General features: G+C 72.6%; 3 protein-coding genes. 1 reads left to right on the forward strand and 2 read right to left on the reverse strand.

The genetic code is table 11. The annotated features are described in order from the left end of the window. Both argC and NQ160_RS17930 read right to left on the reverse strand, forming a co-directional pair. A partial coding sequence (gene argC / locus NQ160_RS17925; RefSeq protein ID WP_257516494.1) for an N-acetyl-gamma-glutamyl-phosphate reductase occupies nucleotides 1-997 on the reverse strand: 997 nt, incomplete at its 3' end. A gap of 284 nt (nucleotides 998-1281) precedes the next feature. Continuing rightward, nucleotides 1282-2259: an NAD-dependent epimerase/dehydratase family protein gene (locus NQ160_RS17930; protein ID WP_257516495.1), complete on the reverse strand. Its 978-nt coding sequence runs from the start codon at nucleotides 2257-2259 to the stop codon at nucleotides 1282-1284. Nucleotides 2260-2386: 127 nt separating this feature from the next. Here NQ160_RS17930 and NQ160_RS17935 point away from each other — a divergent pair, with 127 nt between their 5' ends. Further along, entirely contained in the window at nucleotides 2387-3511 is a 1125-nt protein-coding gene (locus NQ160_RS17935; RefSeq protein WP_257516496.1) for an AAA family ATPase, read from the forward strand. Nucleotides 3512-3643 lie beyond the last annotated feature (132 nt).

Raw genomic sequence — 3643 nt, forward strand, 5'->3', positions numbered from 1 at the left:
TCGACTGGATCGCGGCACCCGCGGTGCCCTTGGCCAGGTTGTCGAGCGCGGCCACGACCACCACGCGGTTCGCTGCGCGGTCGATCGCGAGGCCGAGGAGCGCGGTGTTGGCGCCCACGACGTCGGCGGTGCGCGGGAAGTGCCCCTCGGGCAGCAGCTGCACGAACAGCTCGTCGCCGTACGCCTGCTCCCATGCGCCGCGGATGTCGGCATCCGTCGCCCCCGGTGCGATGGGAGCGGAGCTCGTGGCGAGGATGCCGCGGGACATCGGCACGATCACGGGGGTGAACGAGATGCGGATGTCGTCCGGGTCGGCGCCGGCGGTTGCGGCCGCGGCCAGTGCCTGGCGGATCTCGGGGATGTGCCGGTGCGTGCCGCCGACCGCGTAGGGGTTCGCGCTGCCGAGCACCTCGGCGGCGAGCAGGTTGGGCTTGAGGCTCTTGCCCGCGCCGGACGGACCGACGGCGAGCACCGTGACGATGTCACTCGGGTCGATGACGCCCGCGGCGACACCCGGGGCGAGGCTCAGGCTGACCGTCGAGGCGTTGCATCCGGGCGCGGCGATGCGGCTCGCGCCGACGAGGCGGTGACGCTGCTTGCCGCCGTCGACGAGCAGCTCCGGCACGCCGTACGCCCAGGGCTCGTGGAACTCGCCGCCGTAGAACTGCGCCCAGGCCTCGGGCGAGGTCAGCCGGTGGTCGGCGCCGGCGTCGATGACGAGCGGGGTGTCGGCGAGCGCGTCGGTGTACTGCCCGGACTGCCCGTGCGGCAGGGCGAGGAACACGATGTCGTGGCCGGCGAGCACCTCGGGCGTCGTCTCCTGCAGCTGCAGGTGCGCGAGCGACCGCAGGTGCGGCTGGTGGTCGATGAGGGGCTGCCCGGCGTTGGAGTGTGCCGTGACGGTGCGGATCTCGATGTCGGGATGAGCGGCGAGGAGGCGCAGGATTTCGCCGCCCGCATAGCCGGAAGCGCCGGAAACGGCGACCGAATAGGTCATATATCCATCTTAATTGTCTGGGGTACGGGGCCAGGAACGGCGACGCCGGCGGGCGGCCGGACCGGCCGCGTGCAGGGTCGCCTAGAGTCGGCGCCCGCCCAGACGGCGGCGTGCAGCAGCGGCGCTCGAGACGAGCGTCGAGGCGGTGCAGGCGGCCGAAGGCATGCCGCGACGATATCCCCCCGCCCCCGCGCCCCGCAAATCCGCGCTGTCGCTGCCGAGTGAGTATTCGCGGGGTCGAGTGAGTATTCGCGGGGTCGAGTGAGTATTCGTCGGGGCAGAGCTCAGTCGAGGGCTGCGAGCAGGGCGAGCTCCTCCGCGCGGCTCAGGCCGGAGCGCCGGTCCCGGTCGAGGCCGGCGCGCCGCTCCGCAGCGAGGGTGCGCTCGAGCGTCGTGCGCAACGGCCGCAGCCGCCCACCGAGGATCGTGTACGCCGCGTGCGAGCGCGACCACAGGCCCGGCATGTCGGCGGGCAGCCACAGCGGCAGGGATCTCGGACCCGACCAGTGAGTCACACCGTGGTCGAGCAGCCACTCCTCCGAGGCATCCACCATCGGACCCGTGTGCCCGGCCACCTCCCGCGCGAGCGCGAGAACCTCGGCGAGCGGGTGCGGATCGCCCACGGCGTTGACGACCCCCGTCCACGGCGCCTCGCCGATGGCGGTGATGAAGTCGGCCAGGTCGTCCACGTCGACCACCGCCACGCCCCGGCCGTCGGTCGGAGGCACGAGCACCGGCTCGCGCCCGGCGAGCGCGAAGCGCGCCGCCCAATAGCCGAACCGGTCCGTCGGATCACCTGGCCCGGCGATCAGCCCGGGACGGACGATCGCCGCGCGATGACCGAGAGCCCCTCGGACCGTCTCTTCCGCGGCGGCCTTTTCGTGCGGGTAGTCGCTTTCGTGCCCGGGTTTCAGCGGCGCCACCACCGGTGCCGACTCGTCGGCCCCGGCGGCATCCGCCTCGGCGTACACCGAGATGGTGGAGACGAACGTCCAGTGCCGGGTCTGCGTGGCGAGGGCCTCGACGGCGGATGCCACCTGCGCGGCATCCGACGACACATCCACGATCTCGTCCCACTCCATGGGCGCGACGGCGTCATACGCGCCGTCCGCGTCGCGGTCGGCGGCGATGAGGCGCGCTCCCTCCGGCGCCGGGCTGGAGCCTCGGGCAAGGCACGTCACGCGGGCACCGCGGTCGAGCCAACGCTCCGCGATGCGCGCGCCCAGCCATCCGGTCCCGCCGAGGATCAGCACATCGGTCATGCGTCGATTCCAGCAGAGGAGCCGCCGCCGCGCGATGGCTGAATGCTCACTCGGGGCACGAATACTCACTCGACAGCGCGAATACTCACTCGCGAGCGCGTCGGAGGGGCCTGCCAGGATCGGAGGCATGCTCACCACGCTCGCCGTCTCCGGCTACCGGTCCCTGCGCGACATCGTCGTGCCGCTCGCGCCCCTCACCGTCGTCACGGGCGCCAACGGCTCCGGAAAGTCCAACCTCTATCGCGCGCTGCGGTTGCTCTCGGCCACCGCCAGCGGCTCTCTCATCTCGGCGGTCGCGCGCGAAGGCGGCCTGCCTTCGGTCCTCTGGGCGGGGCCAGAACAGGGCGGCGGAGAGGCGACGATCCGCCGCGGGCCGGTCGCCGTGCAGCTGGGGTTCGCCGGCGACGAACTCGGCTACCTCGTCGACCTCGGCATCCCCCAGTCCGATCAGCGCAGCCTCTTCGCCCGCGACCCCGAGATCAAGCGCGAGCAGGTCTTCGCCGGCCCGCTCGCCAAGCCCGCGACGCTGCTCATCGACCGGCTGCGCGGCGCGACCCGTGTGCGCGAGGGCTCCTGGGTCACCCTCGACCAGCAGCTCGCCCCTTTCGAGAGCATCGTGACCGACCTCGCCGACGGCGACACCGCCCCTGAGCTGCTGACCCTGCGACGCATGCTCGGCGCCTGGCGCTTCTACGACCATTTCCGCGTCGATGCCGACGCGCCGGCGCGACGCCCGCAGGTCGGCACCCGCTCGCACACCCTCGCGCACGGCGGCGAGAACCTGGCCGCGGTGTGGGCGACGATTCAGGATGCCGACCATGGGGCGGCCCTCGACCACGCCGTTGACGCGGCGTTCCCCGGCGCACGCGTGCAGGTCACCGGCAACGATGGCATGTTTTCGCTCTCTCTCCAGTTGCCGGGACTGCTGCGCCCGTTGCAGTCCACCGAGCTCTCCGACGGGACGCTGCGCTACCTGCTGCTCTGCGCCGCGTTGCTGCCGGCCCGACCCGCTCCCCTCATCGTGCTGAACGAGCCCGAGGCGAGCCTGCACGCCGATCTGCTGGCGCCGCTGGCCCAGCTCATCGCCGCGGCATCCGAGCGCACGCAGCTGATCGTCGTCACCCATGCGCCGCAGCTGGCCGCCGGCCTCGCCGATGCCGCCCACGTCGAGCTGCAGCGCACCCCCGACGGCACGGTCGTGGCCGGTCAAGGGTTCCTCGACGTCCCGGCGTGGAACTGGGGTTCGCGCTGACGCTCCCTCCCCCGAGTCCGATGACCCGCGGCGGCCGGGCCGCTGACCGGCCCGGCGAATACTCACTCGGCACGCCGAATACTCACTCGGCGCCGCGAATACTCACTCGCGAATGGCGGCTCCCAGGCGCTC

Source organism: Microbacterium sp. zg.Y909 (assembly GCF_024626565.1).

Bases quoted from the DNA above. Each gene is read 5' to 3' on its own strand.
- NQ160_RS17930 (WP_257516495.1), bottom strand. From the start codon at position 2,259: ATGACCGATGTGCTGATCCTCGGCGGGACCGGATGGCTGGGCGCGCGC.
- NQ160_RS17935 (WP_257516496.1), top strand. From the start codon at position 2,387: ATGCTCACCACGCTCGCCGTCTCCGGCTACCGGTCCCTGCGCGACATC.